The sequence below is a fragment of the Streptomyces sp. NPDC047072 genome, assembly GCF_040643855.1.
Classification (GTDB): Bacteria; Actinomycetota; Actinomycetes; order Streptomycetales; family Streptomycetaceae; genus Streptomyces.
This window is the reverse complement of record NZ_JBEYVC010000032.1, coordinates 16594-35661: the sequence shown is the minus strand read 5'-3', so window position 1 is coordinate 35661 and position 19068 is coordinate 16594. Positions and strand designations below refer to the sequence as shown.

General features: G+C 73.4%; 16 protein-coding genes and 1 pseudogene. 4 read left to right on the top strand and 13 right to left on the bottom strand.

Annotated features, from left to right (window positions below; genetic code table 11):
- Positions 1–13 precede the first annotated feature (13 nt).
- Positions 14–1753, top strand: coding sequence for a hypothetical protein (locus ABZ896_RS16775; RefSeq protein ID WP_360928556.1), 1740 nt, complete (start codon positions 14–16; stop codon positions 1751–1753).
- Here the strand turns inward: ABZ896_RS16775 and ABZ896_RS16770 are convergent.
- Both ABZ896_RS16770 and ABZ896_RS16765 read right to left on the bottom strand, forming a co-directional pair.
- A complete protein-coding gene (locus ABZ896_RS16770; RefSeq protein WP_360928553.1) occupies positions 1740–4037 on the bottom strand; it encodes a tetratricopeptide repeat protein in 2298 nt (765 codons plus the stop codon). The two genes, ABZ896_RS16775 and ABZ896_RS16770, sit on opposite strands and share 14 nt — an antisense overlap.
- Positions 4038–4175: 138 nt before the next feature.
- The gene (locus ABZ896_RS16765; protein ID WP_360928661.1) at positions 4176–4334 is read right to left on the bottom strand and encodes a hypothetical protein; all 159 of its coding nucleotides are present in this window, start codon (positions 4332–4334) and stop codon (positions 4176–4178) included.
- On the opposite strand from ABZ896_RS16765, the gene ABZ896_RS16760 reads away from it, so the two are divergent.
- The gene (locus ABZ896_RS16760) at positions 4302–5939 is read left to right on the top strand and encodes a PQQ-binding-like beta-propeller repeat protein (protein WP_360928653.1); all 1638 of its coding nucleotides are present in this window, start codon (positions 4302–4304) and stop codon (positions 5937–5939) included. The genes ABZ896_RS16765 and ABZ896_RS16760 overlap by 33 nt on opposite strands.
- A gap of 5 nt (positions 5940–5944) precedes the next feature.
- Here the strand turns inward: ABZ896_RS16760 and ABZ896_RS16755 are convergent, their stop codons facing one another.
- A complete protein-coding gene (locus tag ABZ896_RS16755) occupies positions 5945–6385 on the bottom strand; it encodes a PPOX class F420-dependent oxidoreductase (protein WP_360928550.1) in 441 nt (146 codons plus the stop codon).
- 164 nt (positions 6386–6549) lie between these two features.
- Here ABZ896_RS16755 and ABZ896_RS16750 point away from each other — a divergent pair, with 164 nt between their 5' ends.
- Positions 6550–7776 carry a serine hydrolase domain-containing protein gene (locus tag ABZ896_RS16750; protein ID WP_360928547.1) on the top strand — a complete coding sequence of 409 codons (1227 nt, stop codon included), beginning with the start codon at positions 6550–6552 and terminating at the stop codon, positions 7774–7776.
- 21 nt (positions 7777–7797) lie between these two features.
- On the opposite strand, the gene ABZ896_RS16745 is transcribed toward ABZ896_RS16750, so the two are convergent.
- The 5 genes from ABZ896_RS16745 to ribA are packed head-to-tail and all read right to left on the bottom strand — an operon-like array spanning position 7798 to position 12823.
- Positions 7798–8973 carry a saccharopine dehydrogenase family protein gene (locus tag ABZ896_RS16745; protein ID WP_360928544.1) on the bottom strand — a complete coding sequence of 392 codons (1176 nt, stop codon included), beginning with the start codon at positions 8971–8973 and terminating at the stop codon, positions 7798–7800.
- Positions 8966–10030 carry a saccharopine dehydrogenase gene (locus ABZ896_RS16740; RefSeq protein ID WP_360928541.1) on the bottom strand — a complete coding sequence of 355 codons (1065 nt, stop codon included), beginning with the start codon at positions 10028–10030 and terminating at the stop codon, positions 8966–8968. Before ABZ896_RS16740 ends, ABZ896_RS16745 begins: the two co-directional genes overlap by 8 nt.
- The gene (locus tag ABZ896_RS16735; RefSeq protein WP_360928538.1) at positions 10027–11160 is read right to left on the bottom strand and encodes an FAD-binding oxidoreductase; all 1134 of its coding nucleotides are present in this window, start codon (positions 11158–11160) and stop codon (positions 10027–10029) included. Before ABZ896_RS16735 ends, ABZ896_RS16740 begins: the two co-directional genes overlap by 4 nt.
- Positions 11157–12119, bottom strand: coding sequence for an ornithine cyclodeaminase family protein (locus ABZ896_RS16730; RefSeq protein WP_360928535.1), 963 nt, complete (start codon positions 12117–12119; stop codon positions 11157–11159). The genes ABZ896_RS16735 and ABZ896_RS16730 overlap by 4 nt, the downstream gene beginning before the upstream one ends.
- A gap of 44 nt (positions 12120–12163) precedes the next feature.
- Complete coding sequence (gene ribA, locus ABZ896_RS16725) at positions 12164–12823, bottom strand: GTP cyclohydrolase II (RefSeq protein ID WP_360928532.1); 660 nt, start codon at positions 12821–12823, stop codon at positions 12164–12166.
- A 38-nt stretch (positions 12824–12861) separates the two neighbouring features.
- Here ribA and ABZ896_RS16720 point away from each other — a divergent pair, with 38 nt between their 5' ends.
- On the top strand, positions 12862–13623 hold the full coding sequence (locus tag ABZ896_RS16720; RefSeq protein ID WP_360928529.1) for a creatininase family protein: 762 nt from the start codon (positions 12862–12864) through the stop codon (positions 13621–13623).
- Between the two features lie 65 nt (positions 13624–13688).
- Here the strand turns inward: ABZ896_RS16720 and ABZ896_RS16715 are convergent.
- The 5 genes and pseudogenes from ABZ896_RS16715 to ABZ896_RS16695 all read right to left on the bottom strand — a co-directional run.
- Positions 13689–15233, bottom strand: a pseudogene (locus ABZ896_RS16715) (lysylphosphatidylglycerol synthase transmembrane domain-containing protein); the annotation flags it as partial.
- Positions 15230–16300: a trans-aconitate methyltransferase gene (locus tag ABZ896_RS16710; RefSeq protein ID WP_360928527.1), complete on the bottom strand. Its 1071-nt coding sequence runs from the start codon at positions 16298–16300 to the stop codon at positions 15230–15232. The gene ABZ896_RS16710 and the pseudogene ABZ896_RS16715, both read right to left, overlap by 4 nt.
- The gene (locus tag ABZ896_RS16705; RefSeq protein WP_360928524.1) at positions 16297–17481 is read right to left on the bottom strand and encodes a glycosyltransferase family 4 protein; all 1185 of its coding nucleotides are present in this window, start codon (positions 17479–17481) and stop codon (positions 16297–16299) included. The genes ABZ896_RS16710 and ABZ896_RS16705 overlap by 4 nt, the downstream gene beginning before the upstream one ends.
- On the bottom strand, positions 17478–17876 hold the full coding sequence (locus ABZ896_RS16700; protein ID WP_360928521.1) for a 6-carboxytetrahydropterin synthase: 399 nt from the start codon (positions 17874–17876) through the stop codon (positions 17478–17480). Before ABZ896_RS16700 ends, ABZ896_RS16705 begins: the two co-directional genes overlap by 4 nt.
- 117 nt (positions 17877–17993) lie before the next feature.
- Complete coding sequence (locus tag ABZ896_RS16695; protein ID WP_360928518.1) at positions 17994–18974, bottom strand: zinc-binding alcohol dehydrogenase; 981 nt, start codon at positions 18972–18974, stop codon at positions 17994–17996.
- Positions 18975–19068: the final 94 nt, after the last annotated feature.

The following is a 19068-nucleotide window of genomic DNA, read 5'->3' as shown; positions in this document are numbered from 1 at the left end:
GGTGGACGGGCAGGTGACGGGGGACGCATGGATACGGGTGCCGGTCGGGGACGACTCGGCGCGGTGGGCCACGCGGGCGGGTGCGCGGAAGGTGCTGGTCGTCGTCCACAACGTGACCGCGGCGACGCGGTTGTCGGACGTGCTGCCGCTCTTCCACGACGACTTCCGGGTGCAGTTGCTGGCCACCTGCCCGGGATCGTCCGCTTTCCGGGCCGGGGTAGCGGAGTTGCTGGCCGATACCGGTGTGCCCGTGCTGCCGTGGGAACAGGCCGTGGCCACGCCGGTCGCCTTGGTGATCGCGGCGAGCTTCGGCGGTCAACTCCGGTCACTTTCAGGCGTATTGAGCGTGTTGTCGCATGGTGTCGGATATACTAAGAGGCTGGCGACACCCGACACCCGACACCCGACACCGGGCAACGGGTCGGCGGGGTGGGCGTCGGTGGAGCCGGGTGCGCCCGTCTTCGGGCTCTCGCCCGAGTGGCTGCTCGACTCCGACGGGAAGCCGATCGCCGATGTTCTCGTCCTCTCTCACCCCGAGCAGTACGACCGTCTCCGCGCCGTGTGTCCCGAGGCAGCCCCGACCGCCGTACTCGCCGGAGACCCCTGCTGGGACCGCATGCTGGCGGCCCGCCCGCACCGCGACCGCTTTCGCCGCGCACTCGGTGTGGGCCGTGGTCAGCGGCTGGTCGTCCTCAACTCCACCTGGAACCCCGAGTCGTTGTTCGGTGACGGCGGCGACGACCTCCTCCCCTCCCTGCTGCCCCGGCTGACCTCGGAACTCCCGGCCGACGAGTACCGGCTCGCCGCGGTCCTGCATCCCAACGTCTGGCACGGCCACGGCCCCGGCCAGATCAGGGCCTGGCTGGACCGCGCCCGCCGCGCGGGCCTCGCCCTCGTCGACCCCCTGCACGGCTGGCGCCAGGCCCTGATCGCCGCCGACGCGGTCATCGGCGACCACGGCTCGGTCACCTACTACGCCGCCGCCCTCGGCACCCCGGTCCTCCTCGGCGCCGCACCCCTCTCCGGCCTCGCCCCCGACGCCCCAGTCCACGCCTTCGTCCGTACGGCACCCCGCCTGGACCCCACGCAACCCCTGCGCGCCCAGCTGCGGTCACTCATCGACGGGCACCAACCCCCGCCCGAACCCGCCGAGTTCGTCAGCTCCGTCCCCGGCGAGTCCGCCGCCCGGCTGCGCCGCCTCTTCTACGACGCCCTCGACCTCCCCGAGCCCGACGCACCCGCGCGCCTCGAACCGCTCGAACTCCCGCCGTACGAACCGCCGGTGCCGACCGTCCCGCTCCGGGTGCTGACCCGGCTGCTCGGGTCCGGCGAGATCGCGGTCACCCGGTTCGCGGGCCCGCACGAGCCGCCGTACGAGGAGGGCTTCGAGGTGCACACGGCGATCCACGAGGACACCCGGGAGACGGATCAACTCGACCTGGCTGACGTGGTGTTCCGGTACGGCGCCGAGGACGATCCGCGGCTCGGGCCGCCCGCGCGCTGGAGCGCGGAGGTCCTCGACCGGTATCCGCACTGCGCGCTCGCCGCGTATGTCACATCGCCGTCGTCCTGCGTCGTGCGCACCCGGGCCGGAGCGCTGCTGCGGCTGACGGCCGGGCCCGGCGCTGACGCGGATCCGGCCGTGTACGCGTCGGCCCTGCACGCGTGGCTAGCGGCGGGCAAGGCATGGGATGAGGTGCTGGTGGTCCGCACCGGCGGGACGGACCGCCAGGTGGACATCACTCCGGCGTGACGCAGCGCTCCCGCAGTGCCTGGAGTCGGATCACATGGAACTCGGCCTGTTCGCGGCCGAGTTGACCGAGCGCCTCGTCGATCAGCGGCAGGGCCAGCTGCGGCTCCCCGCCCTCCAGATGGAAGTCGGCGAGGTCGGTGAGCGTGCGCGCCGTGTTGTAGGTCTCTGCAGTGGGTCCGGCCCGGAAGATCTCCAGCGCGCGGTTGAGGTGGTCCACCGCCTCCTCCCGGCGCCCGAGATACCCGAGGGCGCGCCCCTTGTGCCGGTCCAGGAGGGCGCGGGCGCGCGGGAGGTCGCCGTGGTCCTCGTCGTCAGGACTGATCAAGTCGTAGATGCCGTAGGCCTCTTCGAAGCAGGCGTACGCCTCGGCGAACCGCCACTGGCGCATCCGCAGCAGGCCGAGGAGTTCGACGGCGGAGGCGTGGCCGCGGGTGTGTCCGGCCGTGCGTTCGTCGCGGACGGCGGCACGCGCCTCCGGTTCGGCCTCGTCCCAACGGCGCGTCTCCATGAGGCAGTGCGCGAGCTGGAAGTGCAGGGCGGCGGCGGTGCGGGTGCCGGGCAGGTGCTCGTCGGCGACCCTCGCGGCGGTGCGCAGGGCGGGCAGGACGACGTCGAGGTGACCGGCCTTGAGCTGGAGCGGCCACAGGGCCCTGCCCACCAGCACGACGGTGTCCGGGTCGTGGAACTCCTCGGCGGTGCGCACGGCTTCGACCAGGCCGGGGGCGTCGGCGGCGAGGGCGGCGACGGCCGTGCCCTTGTCGGCGAAGGTGACCGGCGAGGGGGCGGTGGGCGTCCGCCAGCTCTCCGGGAGCGCGGCCCGGGCGGCGCCCACGGCCAGGTCCCGGTAGTGCTCGACGACCCGGGCGACGGCTGCGGAGCAGGCCCCGATGCCGTCGACCAGGACCGCTTCGCGCTCGGCGTGGGACCGGGCGGCGGCACGGTAGCGGTACCGGCCTGCGGCGGTCTCTTCGAGGAGCAGCGCGGTGGTGAGGTCGGCCAAGTGCCGTGCGGCGTCCGTGACTTCGCAGTCCGCGGCACGGGCCGCCGCGGCGGCGTCCAGGCCCGGCCAGTCGCGCAGACCGGCGAGACGGTAGAGGCGGGCCGCGTCGGGGGCGAGGCGGCGGTAGGCGTGCTCGACGGCCGTGCGGACGGGGTCGGTCGCGGGGACGCCGGGGTTCGTCGGCACCCCCTGACCTACGGGTGCGCCGGGACGCGTGGACGCAGGCGGGTCCACGGGCGCGGCAGGATCACTGGGCGCAGCCGGATGACCGAGTGCGCCGGTATCCGCGGGTCCGCCAGGATCGGAGGGCTCGCCAGGACGCCCTGGCGCCGCCGGGCCCGGGGGCTCGCCCGGCCCCGCCGGCTCGGGGAGCCCCCGCGAAGGACTCGCCGCAAGCCCGAGTGCGGCGGAGTGCAGGGCGTACGGCGAGCCGGCGCACCGGTCCAGGACGGCCGGCAAGCTGCGGCGCACCTCGGCGAAGACGGACTCGGGGACGATCCGCTCCAGCATCTGCCTCGCGTCCTTCTTCGCGAGCGGTCCGACCGGGATCTCCAGCGCGCCGAGTCCGGCGAGCGGCTGGCGGGCGATGACGAGGGTGAACACCCCGGGCGCCGAGGCGCGCAGCGGCCGTACCTGCGCGAGGGACTCCGCGTGGTCGAGGACGAGCAGCATCCGCCGGTCGGCCGCGCAGTCCCGGAAGAGGTCGGCACGGCCCTGGAGGGACGGAGGCATCTCCGCGTCCGGGACGCCGAGTTGGCGCAGGAGATCGCCCAGGGCGAGTTCGGGGGTACGGGTGCGCAGATCGACGTAGAGCTGGCCGTCGGGGAAGCGGGCGGTCTGCCGCCAGCCCCAGTGGCAGGCGAGGGTGGTGGTGCCGATGCCCTCGGGCCCGTGCAGGAGGGCGAGGCGCGGGCGGCCCTCGAAGGGGCGGGACGCCTCCTTGTCGAGCAGCTTCACGGCCCGCTCCCGGTCCGTGAAGTAGCGCGGGGCGTCGGGCAGTTGCGGGCGCCGCAGCCGCCGGGGCGCGCCGGGTACGGGTGCGGTGCGGGCGAACAGGGTCCAGGAACGGGCGAGTTGCGCGTCCTGGTGCACCCGATCGTGGACCAGGCGGGCCACCTCGTCGATCTGGTCGGCGGTGGTGGGCGCGGTCACCTCGCGTCCGGCGATGCGCCGGACCAGTCCGCCCGCCGACTCCCAGGCCCAGCGGCCGGCCTCGCCCGCCATGCCGCCTCCGACAGCGGTCAGCACCGCGCTGATCGCTCCCACCGAGATCAGATCGATCATGCCGTGCACTCCCCCGCCCGTGGTCCTCGCAGTGGATCAACCCTAGCGAGTGGCGGCGGAGGTGACGAGACATCACCCACCGTGCCATGCACCGCAGTTCACCTGTGCATCAGCTGTCACACGGGAGCGTACGCCCGCCTATACGCTCGCTTCTGCGGGGTCGAGCAGGGGGAGTTCGGGGTGCGGCGGCTGCGCGGGACGGATCCTTGGAGGGTCGGGCCGTACCGGGTCCTGGGTGGACTCGGTGCCGGTCGTCTGGGCGAGGTGTACCTGGCCGAGGCGGCGGACGGTACGCACCTGGCCGTGAGGGTCGTGCGGGTGGAGTTGGCGGCGGACCCGGTCTTCCGTGCCCGTTTCCACGAGGAGGTCTGCGCGGCGCGGAGGATCGCGGCCGGTCCCGGGACGTACCTGGCGCGGATCGTCGACGCGGACACCGAGAGTGAACACCCCTGGATCGCAACGGAGTTCATCGACGGTCCCGACCTGCGCGAGGCCGTCCGGCGTCAAGGCCCCCTGCCCGAGGAAGCCGTACGGCTGCTGGCGGCCGCGCTGGGCGAGGCGCTCGACGCGATCCATGCGCAGGGCCTGGTCCACGGGGGTCTCGACCCGTCGAGCGTGGTGCTCGGTGCGGACGGACCGCGGATCGTCGACCTCGGTGTCAGCCACATGGGCGGCCAAGTGGGGCCTGCGGAGGACGTGTTCGCGCTGGGCTCGGTCCTCGCGTACGCGGCGTCGGGGCGTGTGCCCTTGCAGAAGGATCTGTCGGACCTGCCGGACGGTGTACGGGACCTGGTCGCCCGCTGTCTGTCAGAGAACCCCGCCGACACGCCCGCCCCGCCCCCGACCCGCCGACGCACGCTGCAAGCGCTCGCGGCCGGAGCCCTGCTCACCGCCGGGGCCTGGCTGTGGCTGCGCGACCGCGACGACGGCGACGGCACGCCACCGGAGCCCGAGCCCGACCCCCTGCCGCCCGACCCCCGGCCCGTGACCGTGCAGTGGCTCTCCCGGCACGGCATGCTCAGCGGACAACTCGGCAGCCCCGCCGTCACCCCCTCCCCCGACGGCGACCGGCTGTACTTCGGGGCCATGGACGGCAGCCTGTACGCCGTGTCCCGGACCGGGACGGACCTCTGGTCGACGCCCGTCGAGAAGCCTCGGGCCCGCACAGGCCCGGTCACCGCGTCCGTGGCCACGGACGACGGCGTCTACTGCGTGTACCGGAACGGCGGGCGGCTGTGCGCGGTGGGCGTGGACGGCCGCGTCCGCTGGGAGCGCGTGTTCGACCGGGGCGGCTACGACTCGTACGACACGCTCCCCGTCGTGGCCCGTGGCCTCGTGCTGGTGACCACCGACCGGTTCGCGATGCGGAGCACGGTGCGCGCGTACCGCGCGGACGGGAGCGTCGCCTGGAGCACCCGGCTGCCGGGGAAGCTGGGCCAGCAGCCGGTGGTCGCGGAGGACGTGGTGTACGTGCGCAACGACGAGGTGGTGTTCGCCCTGGATCCCGTGGACGGGCGGCTGCTGCCGGCGTCCGGGCGGGACTCCGCGACCGGATGGCCCCCGCGTTTCGGCGGGGCGGTCGTCGTCCCGCCGCACACCGTCCTCGGCGACCTGGTCGTGAGCGCGTCCTCGAACGAGCTGAAGGCCGTCGACCGGGACGGGCGGACGGTGTGGACGGTCGAGGCCCCCGGCAGGGGCGCGCACAGCGAGCCCACCGTCCACGGCGGCCTCGTCCACGTGCTCCTCGGCGCGTCGCTGTACGTGGTGGACGCCGGCGGCGTGACCCGGTGCGTGCTGGACCCGGGCATGCCGGTCCGCACGGAGTACCGGCCGGTGGTGGACGGCCGGCACGTGTACCTGGCCGTCCCCGAGGGGGTCGCGGCGATCGAGCGGCCCCGGTAGCGTCCTCAGCCGCGCTCCGGAATGCCGTACGCCCGTTCCACCTTCAGCCGCACCACCAGCCGCCGGTCGCGGACCATGGCCGCCCGGTAGTCGTCCCAGTCGGGGTGTTCGCCCTGGACGTCGCGGTAGAGGCGGATCAGCTCCTCCACCGTCTCGTCGTGCGGGTCCTTCGCGACCGGTGTCAGGTCGGCCGTCCCCTCGGCGACCGTGTACGCCCAGCGGTCCCCGGCGGTCACGTGGTAGGAGGCGCGGGGGTCCCGGCGCAGGTTGCGGGTCTTGGCGCGGTCGTCCGTGACGGAGATCCGGATGATCCGCTCGTCCGGGTAGTAGGCGTGGCTGACGTTCGACAGCTGGGGGCGGCCGTCGCGCTTGAGGGTGACGAGCACCCCGCCGTGGCCGCGGGAGAGCAGCCGGAGCAGTGCGTCCTGTGTCGCGTCCTGAGTCATGCCGGGAACAACCGGCCCGGCCGCACGGCGCATTCCCCGGCCGGTGGTCGGCGATCACGGCCGACCCGGGGTCCCGGGCGGTGTTCCTGCGCGACGATGATGTCTGAGGTGCTCGCGGGCGGGTATGCCGCATCGCACCTCGACGGACGCGACGAAGGAGAGCCATGGCACAGCTGCGACAAGAGGTCGACCCGGGTGAGGTCGGGCTGGACGTGAAGGCGCTGGACCGCCTCGACCAGCACTTCGCGCACTGGGTCGACGAAGGACGCATGCCGGGCTACCTCGTCGCGGTCTCCCGGGGCGGCCGGGTCGCCCACCTGACGACGATGGGCCGGCGCGACCTCGCGGCCGGGCTGCCCGTCGAGGCGGACACGCTGTGGCGGATCTACTCGATGACCAAGCCGGTCACCTCGGTCGCCGCGCTGCTCCTGGTGGAGGAGGGCAGGCTCTCCCTGGACGACCCGCTCGAACAGCACCTCCCCGCCTTCGCCGAGCCGCGCGTGTACGTCTCCGGCGAGGGCGAAGGCCTCACCACCCGCCCGGCCGACGGGCCGATACTGATCCGCCATCTGCTGACCCACACCGCGGGTCTGACCTTCGCCTTCTACCACTCCCACCCGGTCGACGCCCTGTACACGGCGGCCGGTCTGGAGTCCTCGGTGGTGATGGGCTCGACGCTGGCGGAGACGGTCGACGTGTACGCGCGCCTGCCGCTCCAGTTCGAGCCGGGCACCGAGTGGAACTACTCGGTCGCCACCAATGTGCTGGGCCGGGTGATCGAGGTCGTCTCGGGTCAGCCGCTCGACGTGTTCTGCGCGGAGCGGGTCTTCGGCCCGCTCGGGATGACCGACGCCGGGTTCTGCGTCTCGCCCGAACAGGCGGGCAGGCTCTCGGAGTTGTACGGCGAGACGGAGGACGGCGGTATCGAGCCGGTCCTCGGTCTCCCGCTGCACGGCCGCCCCCGGCTGCTGTCCGGCAGCGGCGGGATGGCGGCCTCCGCCCATGACATGCACCGCTTCATGGAGATGCTGCGCGGCCGGGGCGAACTCGACGGCACCCGGCTGCTGTCCGCCGACACGGTCGGCCTGATGACCTCCAACCACCTGCCGGACGGCGCTGACTTGCGGTCCTTCGGCAGCAGGCCGGCGCACGACGAGCCGAACAACGACGGCATGGGCTTCGGCCTCGGCGTCTCCGTGGTGATCGACCCCGCCCGCACTCAAGCGCCCACGGGGCTGGGCGCGTTCGGCTGGAGCGGGGCCGCCTCGACGACCTTCTGGGTGGACCCGGGCCGCGACCTGACCGTGCAGTTCTACACGCAGGTGCGGCCCAAGACGCTGAAGCTGTTCCCGGACCTCAAGCGACTGGTGCACGAAGCGATCGTCGAATAGGACCTATGCGTCCACTCGAACCTATGCGTCCACACGCAGGGTGAAGTGGACGCCCTCACGGGCGAGTTCGCCCAGCCACTGTTCGGACCGGGCGGCGGTCTCGGCGGCCCGGTTCAGTCCCGCCGGCAGAGAGCCGTCGAGGATGTGCCGCACGCCGAGGGCGAGGGTGCGGGAGACACAGCGGGCCATCGCGCTGTCCTCGTCGTCGCCCTCCAGGTCGAGGAGGTAGCCGCCGGACCAGGTCCGGCCCTCCGCACCCGTCACGTCGAGCGACACGGCGAGGACGACCCGGTCGCGGTCCTCCTCGGTCGTCGGGTAGCGGGCCGCCAACTCCTGGGCCAGCGCGGCGATCCGGGCGTCGTCGCCGGCCTTCAGCTCCTCGAAGACGGGCTCCCACGCCCGCAGCCAGCCCTCCAGGCGCAGGGTGCCGCGCACGAAGGTCTCCGCCGTCCAGCCGGACGGCAGACCGTACTGCTCGACGAAGGGCACGCTGTCGCGGTTGGGGTAGACCTCGAAGGCCTCGCCGTCGACGACATGCGTCCGGGTCGCCTCCCAGGGCCGGTCGGCGGTGGTCGCGGTGCCGTCCTCGATGTAACGGGCGGGCGAGCGCAGGGCGTTGAGGACACCGGCGGGGGCCCAGCTGAAGCGGTACCGGAAGTCGTTCGGGACCGCGGGCACTCCGCCGCAGTACGAGGTGAGACGGTACGAGGCTGTCGTACGGTCGCCGATGGCCGCGCGGGCGCGGGAGACCAGGCTGTGCGCGAAGAGGTGGTCGATGCCCGGGTCGAGCCCCGCCTCGGTGAGGACGACGACCCCGGCCTTCTCCGCGTCCGGGACCTGGTCGAGGACGGCGTCGGAGACATAGCTGGAGCAGGCGAAGTGGGCGCTCTCGCGGACGCAGACGGCCAGGATCCCGGCGTGCTCGGGCGCGGGCAGCATCGACACCACGACGTCGCCGGGCGCCAGTTCGGCCGCGAGCGCGGACAGGGTGTAGGCGCGGGGCACGGCCTGTCCGTTGAGTCCCAGCGCTTCGAGGGCCGCCTCCGCGCGTTCCTCGGTGCGGTGCCACAGCAGCACACGGTCGACCGTGTCGCACAGGGCGGCCAGACCGCTGCCGGTGGAGAGCCCGGCGCCGATCCAGTGAACGGTGCCGGTCGCGGGGACCGGATCGGGCGCGGCGGCGCCGGGTTCAGTCACGGCGGAACTCCCCTTCCTCGATGCCGAGTTCACGGCAGGCCTGATGGAACCGGTCCAGACAGCGCCCCCAGGGCCCGCCGGTCTCGAAGTCCAGGAGCTGGGGCAGCAGGGACGCGGAGAAGTCGGTGCTGGACTCGCGCGGGAGCAGGGACGGCAGGTTGTCGATGGCGATCAGGTCGAGCGGGGGCTCCTTGCGCAGCCGGCGCACGGGGTCCGTCCACTCGGTGGTGCGGTCGTAGACGGGGAGGACGTTGAGGGGTGAGCCGACGTCGCAGGTGACGTCGGAGAGGGTGCGCAGCCGGCGGTCCGGGTCGTCCAGGTCCTCCTCGCGGACGAAGGGCGGGATGGGGCTGGTGGCGAGGACGCAGTTCACCAGGACGTCGTGGGCGAGCAGGGCGGGGCGGTCCAGGGCACGGGTCTCCGCCAGGTCCCAGGCGGTCGCCCCGATCCCGGCGGTATCCAGGGCGACGCGGGCGCCCCGGCCGCTGCGGCCCAGCGCCCCGATCACCAGCGCCGTGAACTCCTCGTCCCCGGCGGCCGGGCGGAGGATCTCGTCCAGTTCCTCCTTGGAGGTGGGCGTGAGCGGAGCGGCGAGCCTGCCCCGGTGCTGGAGGACGGCGAGGGCGGCGCCCAGATAGCCGGCCCAGTAGCCGAACGCGGCGAGCCTGCGCCCCTGGTCGTCGACCAGGTACTCCAGGTCGAGCAGCGCCCCGCCCCCGGCGGCGAACCTCCGCAGGAGGTCCACGGCGCCGGGCTGCTCCTTGTAGGCGTGCCCGAAGAAGATGTGACGGTGCGTCAAGGACGCGGGCCGGTCCGGGAGTTCCTTCAGGCCGACGACCACGGCGTCCCGCGGTGCCCGGGACATCCACGAACCCGCCGGTTCGACTCCGCAGCCGACCGCCTCGTACTCCTCGATCGGGAAGATCCGCTGCGGGGAATCCTCGACGGTCAGCCGCACCCCGCTCTCGACCAGCCGCCGGGCGTCCAAGGGCACGATCGGCGTGCGCCGTTCGGTGGAACGGTCCTCGTGGCGCAGCCACAGATGGAGCTCGGTCATACGCGGTTGGCCTCCGGACGCGGGGCGTCGGCCGCGAACCGGCCGGCGCTCAAGGGGCTGACGTCCACGAAGGGTACGCGGCCCAGGTACAGGTCACGGACCACCTCGCCGACGGCCGGGCCCTGGAGGAAGCCGTGGCCGGAGAAGCCGGTCGCGTACAGGAAGCGGGAGACCGAAGTGGCTTCGCCGATCAGGGCGTTGTGGTCCGGGGTGATCTCGTACAGGCCCGCCCAGCCGCCGGTGCGGCGCAGGTCGAGGAGGGCGGGGGCGCGGTGTTCCATGGCGGCGGCGAGGCGTGGGATCCAGCGGTCGTGGGGGGCGGTGTCGAAGCCGGGGGTCTCGTCGGGGTCGGACATGCCGAGCAGGAGGCCGGGGCCCTCGGTGTGGAAGTAGAGGCTGCTGGTGAAGTCGATGGTCATCGGGAGGTTCGGCGGCAGGCCCTCGACCGGTTCGGTGACGGCGATCTGTCGGCGCAGGGGTTCGACGGGCAGGTCCACGCCCACCATCGCGGCGACGGCCCGGGACCAGGCGCCGGCCGCGCAGATCACGGTGTCGGTGGCGATCCGGCCCTTGGTCGTCAGGACGGCGGTGATGTCGTCGCCGCGCAGTTCGATGCCGGTGACCTCGGTGTGGCGCAGGACGGTCGCGCCGTGGCGGCGGGCGTCGGCCGCGTAGCCGTACACGACGGACTCGGGCGTGCAGTGGCCGTCGTCGGGCGAGAAGGCGGCCGCCAGCAGTCCGTCCGTGGTGATGAGCGGGGAGAGCCGGCGGGCCTCGGCCGGGTCGATCATGCGGCTGGGCACACCGAGGGAGTTCTGGAGCTCGACGCTCGCCTCGAAGGAGGCGACTTCCTCCGGCGTCGACAGCAGGAACAGATAGCCGACCCGGTGCAGGCCGATGTCCTGACCCGTCTCCGCCTCGAACCGGCCGAACGCCTCCAGGCTCCGCGCCCCGAGCCGGATGTTGAGCTCGTCGGAGAACTGCGCCCGCACCCCGCCCGCGGCCTTCGAGGTGGAGCCGGAGGCGAGTTCGTCCCGCTCGACCAGCACGACGTCCCGTACGCCCGCCCGCGCCAGATGGCGGGCGATGCTCGTGCCCATCACCCCGCCGCCGATGACGACCACACTCATGCGTGCTCCCCCCGCGCGGCCCGCACCACGGCCCAGGCCGCGGCCGCGTCCTGGATGCCGAGGCCGGTGCTGTTGTAGTAGACGATGTCGGCGGGGCCGGTGCGTGCGGTGGCGCGGCCGGTCAGGACGTCGCCCAGCGCGATGACCTCGCTCAGCAGCCCGTCGGCGAGCGCGTCCACGATCGGACCGGCATGCCCCGCCGCCGTCTCCGGATCGTCCACGACGACCGCCGCTGACCGCCGTAGGACGTCGGAGTCCGCTTCCCGGCGGGTGGGTTCGAAGGAACCGACGCTCACCACCGTGCACCCGGGGGCCAGCCACCGCCCGAGCACCACCGGTGTCCGGCTCAGGGTGCAGGTCGCGACGAGGGAAGCGCCGGTCACCGCGTCCTCGGCGGTGTCGACCGGCTCGACGGGGAAACCCTGGTCCGCGAGCGTGGCGGCGGCGCGGGCGCGGTGGTGCGGGGTCGGGCTCCACAGGCGTACGGCCTTCAGGTCCCGTACCCGGGCGATCGCCCGCACATGGGCCAGGGCCTGGGTGCCCGAGCCCAGGACCGCCAGGTCCGCGCTGTCGGGCGTGGCGAGGGCGTCGACGGCGACGGCGCTCGCGGCGGCGGTGCGCAGAGTGGTCACCGCGGTGCCGTCCATGACCGCGGCCAGGCGGCCGGTCGCCGGGTCGAGCACCGTGACCACGGCGTGGATCGTGGGCAGCCCGGCCGCCGCGTTGCCCGGATTGACGCTGCCGAACTTCGCGACGGCCCCGGAGTCGGCGGACAGCCGGGAGACATAGGCGAAGACCACACTGTCGTCGAAGCGGCTCGGCCGCATGATCTTCGGCGCCAGGTCGGCCTCCCCGCGGGCGAGGGCCGTGAAGGCCGCGCGCTGCGAGGCGATGGCAGTGTCCGCGTCGAGCAGGCGGCCCACCTGTTCCCCGGAGAGGAAGAGGACGTCGTCGGTCATGCCCTCTTCCTGTCCGGATTTCCCGTCCCGGAACCCGCCCGTGATCAGGACAGGTGAGCCACCGCGTCCAGATGGGGCAGGACGTGGTCCAACCGCTCCCGCTTGGTGCGCAGATAGGTGATGTTGCTCTCGCACGGCGTGATCAGCAGCGGCACCGTCTCGGCGACCTTGATGCCGTGCTGGAGCAACGCCTCGCGCTTGCGCGGGTTGTTGGACATCAGGCGGACGGACTTCACGCCCAGGTCGTGGAAGATCTCGGCGGCCACGCCGTAGTCCCGCGAGTCCACCGGCAGGCCGAGCGCGAGGTTCGCCTCGACGGTGTCCAGGCCCTCCGCCTGGAGCGCCATCGCGCGCAGCTTGGCGAGCAGGCCGATGCCGCGGCCCTCGTGCCCGCGCAGATAGACGACGATGCCGCTGCCCGCCTTGACGACCGCCCGCAGCGCGGCGTCGAGCTGGTCGCCGCACTCGCAGTGCTGGGAGCCGAAGGCGTCACCGGTCAGGCACTCGGAATGCAGCCGGACGAGGACGTCCTCCGTGCCTATCTCACCGTGCACCAGGGCGACTTGTTCGTCACCGCGGTCGTGGTCGAGGTAGCCGACCGCCTGGAATTTGCCGTACACGGTGGGCAGCGGGGCATTCACCACCCGTTCCACGCCCGTACGCTGGGGTGGCTTCTTGCCGAGTACGCCAATTTTTTCTGTCATGATCTGATTCCTAAGCAGAGACGAAAGGCCGGGAAAAGATGAGTGGTTCGGGAATACGGTCGGCGGCGTACGGTCTGTTGCCGGGTGACACTACGGAAGACGTACGGACGCGGGGCGCGGGCGTCTCAACACAGGTCGCGGTCCTCCCGGTCGGCAGCTTCGAACAGCACGGCGCGTACCTCCCCCTGTCGACCGACACGCTCGTCGCCTGTGCCGTCGCGCGGGAGATCGCCGCCGCGTACCCGGTGCATCTGCTGCCGCCCGTGACGATCTCCTGCTCGCACGAGCACGCGGCCTGGCCGGGGACCGTCAGCATCTCCGCCGTCACCCTTCACTCGGTGGTACGGGACATCGCGGCCTCGCTGCGCCGCTCGGGCGTCGAGGCGCTGGTCGTGGTCAACGGACACGGCGGCAACTACGTCCTCGGCAACGTCGTCCAGGAGGCCTCCGCGCGCGGGGAGCGGATGGCGCTCTTCCCGGCCGCGGAGGACTGGGAGGCGGCCCGGCAGGAGGCAGGGGTGGTCACCTCGCTGCTCACCGACATGCATGCGGGAGAAATCGAGACCTCCATTCTTCTGCACGCCCACCCGGAATGTGTCCGACCCGGTTACGAGAGCGCCGATTTCGTCGCTGACGACCGTCGTCATCTCCTCACCCTCGGTATGTCCGGCTACACCGATTCCGGTGTCATCGGGCGCCCTTCGCTGGGCTCGGCGGAAAAAGGGAAAGCGTTGCTGGCGAGCCTCTCGGACTCCTTCGGCGCGTATTTCTCGACGCTCACCGCATTCGACGCGGGCTGAGCGGGTGCCGGGCGCCGCAGGCCCTGGTACCAGCGGACGACCAGGACGGCCGCGCCCGGCAGGCTCGCGACGAAGCTGAGGACGCCGTAGACGACCGCGGTGGCGAGGCCGGTCTCCGCGCCGAGGCCGGCGGCGGCGAACGCCCAGGCGGTGACGCCCTCGCGGGGGCCGAACCCGCCGACGTTCAGCGGGAGTCCCATCGCGAGCAGGGCGAGTACGGCGAGCGGCAGCAGGGCCGCGACGGAGGCGCCGGAGCCGGCGATGCGGGCGGCGAGGACGAACATGCCGAGGTGGCCGGCGAGGATGACGGCCGAAGAGAGCGCTACGCCGGGCCAGTTGCGGCGGGACAGCAGGCCCTCCCGCGCCTCGGCGAGGGTGGAGCGCAGGGCCTGGCCCCGGCGGGAGGAGGGGGCGCGGTTCATCCGCAGGGCGACGACCACGGCGAGCGCGCCGACAGTGGCGAGGCCCACGGCGGGGGCGAGGTGGCGGGCCTCCTCCCGCACCGGCGACTCCATCGTGAGCAGCATGGTGCCGCCGACGAGCGCCAACGCGAGTTGTCCGGCGACCCGTTCGAGGACGACGGCGCGGACGCCGCGGCCCATGTCGCCGGCGCTCTGTCCGTGCCGGACCGCGCGGTGCACGTCGCCGAGGACGCCGCCGGGCAGGGCCGCGTTCAGGAACAGGGCCCGGTAGTAGTCGGCGACGGCCGCGCCGAGGGGCAGCCGGATGCGCAGGCCGCGGGCCACCAACTGCCAGCGCCAGGCGCTGAGTACGGTGGTCAGGACGCCGATGGCGAGCGCCGCGACGAGCGCGGGGCTGTCGATGCGGCGCAGGCCCTCCAGGAAGACGCCGGTGCCGAGGCGCCACAGCAGGAGGGCGAGGATGGTGACGCCGACGACGGTGCCGAAGTGGGTGCGTACGGCGCGGGAGTTGAGGACGCCGCGCAGGGCGGTGCGCCACCGGGGTGCCCTGGCCCTGGCAGGCCGGGCCTCGGTCACGATCACGCCGATCCGGTCGCCGGAGACGGCCGCGGCGGTCAGGTCCCCGACCGGCAGCCCGGAGGCCGCGAGCAGTTCGGCCCGGGCCAGGATCGCGTCGGCGCGGGCCGCGAGCACGTCGTCCCGGCTCCGGAGCGCCTCGGCCCGCAGCGTGAGTGCATGCTGGGAGAAGGCAACCGGCTCGACGGGCTGCGCGGGCCGCCGAACGGGCAGACTCGCGCGCTCGCCGGTCTTGGGGAGGCCGTCGCTCCCGCCCGACAGACTCGCACGCCCCGCGGCCCTGGGGAGGTCGTCACTCCGGCCCGGCAGACTCGCCCGCTCCCCGGACTTGGGGAAGTCGTCGCTCCCGCCCGACAGACTCGCACGCCCCGCGGCCCTGGGGAGGCCGTCGCTCCCGCCCGGCAGACTCGCCCGCTCCCCGGACTTGGGGAAGTCGTCGCTCCCGCCCGACAGACTCGCACGCCCCGCGGCCCTGGGGAGGTCGTCACTCCGGCCCGGCAGGGTCGGTCGCTCCGGCTTCGCGGTGAGTTCGCCGACCCGCTCGGTGTCGGTGGCCGGCCGGCGGCCCTTCTCGCGGCGCTCGGTCTCCGGTCGTACCGTCTCCACGCTCATGCGGCGCCGCCCGTCGGACGGGACAGGGCCAGCAGGTCGCTGTGGTGGACGACGACCGTCAACTCGCCCGCGCGGCAGGCCTCCAGGCGCTCCTCCAGGTAGCGCTCGGCACGCTCCTTCAGGTCCGGGCGCTGCTCCACCGCCGCCCCGACCCAGCCGCGCAGCCACTGCGCGGTGAGCGCGGCGTCCGCGGAGCCGAGGCGCCAGGCGCTCGGGTGCAGTCGTACGGTCGCGCCGCGCTCGGAGAACGCCTCGGCGGCGACGGTGATCGCGTCGGGGCCGAGCAGTCCGGAGCGCCGCTGGTGTTCGTTGAACGCGGCCGCGATCTCCTCGTCCAGCGGGTCGGACGGGGTGAGTTCGACGCGGCCGGCCACGGAGAGCGTGAGCAGGGCCGGGCAGCCGGCGCCGGTGCAGGCGGCGGCGAGGGTGTCGATCTCCTCGCGGGTGAGGACGTCGAGGAGTGCGGAGGCGGTCACCAGGGAGGCGCCGGCGAGCGCGTCCGGGGTGAGCCGGCCGACGTCGCCGCGGCGGGTCTCGACGGTGACCCGGCTGCCGTCGGCGGCCGCGCGCGGGGAGGCGACGGCGGCGAAGTGCAGGAGGTAGGGGTCGCGGTCGTGCAGGACCCAGTGCTGGGGGCCGTCGAGGCGGGGTGCCAGCCAGCGGCCCATGGAGCCGGTGCCGCAGCCCAGGTCGTGGATGACGAGCCCGGCCTTGCCCGGCAGGTTGGCCAGCCGGATCCGCAGCGGATCGAGCAACTCCCCTGCCCGCGCGGCCGCGTCGGGTCCCTCCCGCAGCTCCAGCCACTCGGGCGCGTACCGGGGAGCGTCGTCGGGCCCGGCGTCCCGCAGCCGCAGGGTGGGCCGCTCACCGGGCCGCTCACCGAGCCGGGCGACGGGCCCGGCACCGGGGATGACCGTTTCGGCAGCGGTCGGAGCCCCGGCCGAGGCCGCCCCCGACGTCGCGGCAGAGGCAGCGGCAGATTCCGAGTTCACCGGGGTGACACCCTCCCTCGGCCCCGGCTGTGCCGGGATCTTGCCGCTCTGCTTCGTCACGGTGGTGTTCCTCATGCCGCCCTCCTGGGTTCGCTCGGCAGTCGGCCCAGTACTCCGGCCAGGCTGCGGGCCGTGGTCGCCCAGCCGTCCAGGGCGGCCCGCCGGCCCCGGGCAGCGGCCTTCAGACGGCGCCGTACGTCCGCCTCGCCGAACCAGCCGCGCAGCTCCGCGGCGAGGGCTGCGGGGTCCTCCGGCGGGACGAGGATGCCGGGCACCCCGCCGTCGGGGGCACGGCCGACCGCCTCCGCCACCCCGCCGACGTCGGTCGCGAGCACCGGGATGCCGCGCGCCAGGGCCTCGGTGACCGCCATGCCGTAGGTCTCGGCGTAGGAGGTGAGGACCATCAGGTCGGCGGCGGCGTAACTCGCGTCGAGCTGGGCACCGGCCTGCGGTCCCACCAGGTGCAGGCGGTCCTGAAGGCCGTACTTCTTGATGAGCATCCGCAGATGGGCGACGTACTCGGGATCTTGGGTGATCCCGCCGACGCACACGCAGCTCCACGGCAGTTCGGTCGCCCCGGCGAGGGCCTCGATGAGCCGGTGCTGGCCCTTGCGGGGCGTCACCGCGGCCACGCACAGCAGCCGGGAGACGCCGTCGGTGCCGGAGGCGAGCGGGGCGATGTCGGCGCCGGGTGTGGCGACGTGGACCCGCTCGGGCGCGAGGCCGTGGTGCGAGACGAGGCGTCGTACGGCCCAGTCGCTGGTGGCGACGACGGCGGGAACCGCCCGCAGCACGGTCCGCTCCCTGGTGTCGAGGTCGGCGGCGACCGCCGGTTCGAGCCCGCGTTCGTCGCCGAGCGGCAGGTGGACGAGGACGACGATCCGCAGCCGCTGAGTCTCGGGGACGACGATCTCGGGGACCCCGCAGGCGACGAGCCCGTCGATGAGGACGATCGTGTCGTCGGGGAGATCCCGCAGCGTGCGGGTCAGTTCGGTGCGGGCGGGGGCGCCGGGACGCGGCCAGCTGCCGGCCACCGCGTGCTTGTGGACCTGCCAGCCGAACGCGGCCAGGTCGAGGCTGACGCGGCGGTCGTAGGCGTTGCCGCCGCTCGGCGCGGTCGGGTCGTCGACGCCGCCCGGCATCACGAAGTGCACGGAGCGCAGGGACATGGGGAGGATCTCGGCGTTCTTCAGGGCCCCGTGCTGCACGGGAACGTAGTCGAGCCGGCCCGGCCGCTCGGTCGTCAGGTCGGTCACAGGGCACGCTCGTAACTCGCCCAGGCGACGTGCGACTCGTGCAGGGTGACGGTCAGGCCCGCGAGTCCCCTGGCGCCCTCGCCGAGCGCGCCCTTCTCGATCCGCTCGGCCAGCCGGTCGGCGATGACCTTCGCCAGGAACTCCGTGGAGGTGTTCACTCCGGCGAACGCGGGTTCGTTGTCGAGGTTTCTGTAGTTCAGCTCGCTCACCACGGCGCCGAGCTCCTGGGTGGCCAGTCCGATGTCGACGACGATGTTGTCGTCGTCCAGCTGTTCGCGCCGGAACGTGGCGTCCACCAGGAACGTCGCTCCGTGCAGACGCTGCGCGGGCCCGAAGACCTCGCCGCGGAAGCTGTGGGCGATCATGATGTGATCGCGGACGGTGATGCTGAACAACGGACGACCCTCCAGGTGCGGCGCGTCTGGTCCCCCGGCTGCTTCCCGCCGGGGGGATGCCGAGTAGTACGGCTCTTCGCTTCCCCTTGTTCAGTCGACTCTCACTCTTTTCTCAGGTCAGGCGCTCACCGGGTACGTCACACGGTGGCACAGCGCGGGAATCCGTCCCTCCGCGAGCGCCGGCATCACCTCGGGCAACTCTTCGAACGCGCTTTCCCCGGTGATGAGTGCGTCGAGTGACGGATCGGCGAGCAGATCGAGGGCGAGGGCGAGCCGGTCGGCGTAGCTGCGGTTCGCGCGGGCCGGGGAGACGGTGCCGACCTGGCTGCTGCGGATCGTCAGGCGCCGGGAGTGGAAGGCCTCGCCGAGCGGCAGGCTGACCCGCCGGTCGCCGTACCAGCTCAGCTCGACGACCCGGCCCTCGGCGGCGAGGAGTTCCAGCGAGCGGGCGAGCCCCTGTTCGGTGGCGCTGGCGTGGACGACGAGGTCGCGGTCGCCGAGGGCGTCTTCCGGCGAGGCGAAATCCACCCCGAGGGCCTCGGCGGTCTTCGCGCGGGCCGGGTCGGCGTCCACCAGCTGCACCCGTACGCCGGGGAAGCGGGCCAGCAGCGCGGCGACCGAGCTGCCGACCATCCCCCCGCCGACCACCGCGACCCGGTCGCCGATCATCGGCGCCGCGTCCCACAGGGCGTTGACGGCGGTCTCGACGGTGCCGGCGAGGACGGCCCTCGCGGCCGGGACCTCGTCCGGTACGACCGTCACGGCGCTCGCGGGGACGACGTACCGCGTCTGGTGCGGGTAGAGGCAGAAGACCGTACGGCCCTTCAGCTGGGCGGGCCCCTCCTCCACGACTCCGATGTTGAGGTACCCGTACTTCACCGGGCCCGGGAAGTCGCCCTCCTGGAAGGGCGCCCGCATGGCCGCGTGCTGGCTCTCGGGGACCTGGCCGCGGAACACGAGGGTCTCCGTGCCCCGGCTGACTCCGGAGTACAGCGAGCGGACCAGGACCTCGTCCGCACCGGGGGCCGACAGGGGCACCTCCCGTATCTCGCCCTCGCCCGGACGGGTGATCCAGAACGCACGTGCGGCGGGCTTCATCGAGAACCTCCTGAACGATCGGGAACTCGTTCACGTACCGAGATGTGCACAGGTCGCGCACAGTACGCGGCCTTGATCCACTCTGTCATCCGGC